We start from the raw sequence: 626 nt of genomic DNA on the forward strand, positions 1-626 counted from the left end.
GTTTTGTAGCGGCGAGCCCAACTCATGCCATCCCATTCAATGGTTTGGTAGCCATGACTCTTAACAAAAACCTGAGCGGTTTTGCCTTCTACTTTGGTGACGACTGCTGGGCGCATAGCGCCATAGCTAGGTTGAGAACGAAGGTATTTTTGAATCTCATCCTGGTCCATTGCTGTCGCAGAGGGCTCCCAAGCTACCTTTTCTTCACCGCGATAACCGTGACGTTCATCGTAGCTGATCAGATTATTAACCGCGGCAATATTGGCCGCGTTTTGCAGCTTAGAATCAACGGTTGTGTAGATGCGCATTCCAGAGGTATACGCTTCTTCTTCACCAAACTTCTTCACCATCCATGCACGAGCAATCTCTGCTACATAGGGTGCACGTACTTGAATCTCTGCACCGTGCGCTACGCCGGTTAGATCCACTGCTCGGGCTTCATCAAATTGCGCCTGAGTGATTTTTTTCTCGCTTAGCATGCGACCTAACACTACGTTTCGACGTGTGGTTGCACGATCGAATGAGTAGATTGGGTTCATAGTTGACGGGGCCTTAGGTAGACCTGCAATGACAGCAAGTTCACCTAGGCTCAAATCTTTTAGCTCTTTACCGAAGTAAACCTGCGC

1 protein-coding gene is annotated in these 626 nt (G+C 48.9%); it reads right to left on the reverse strand.

The annotated features are described in order from the left end of the window. A partial coding sequence (locus tag AB4585_RS25755) for a transglycosylase domain-containing protein (RefSeq protein WP_372171618.1) occupies nucleotides 1-626 on the reverse strand: 626 nt, incomplete at both ends.

Origin of the sequence: Vibrio sp. 10N.222.49.C9 (assembly GCF_041474985.1) — a bacterium.
GTDB lineage: Bacteria > Pseudomonadota > Gammaproteobacteria > Enterobacterales > Vibrionaceae > Vibrio > Vibrio crassostreae_C.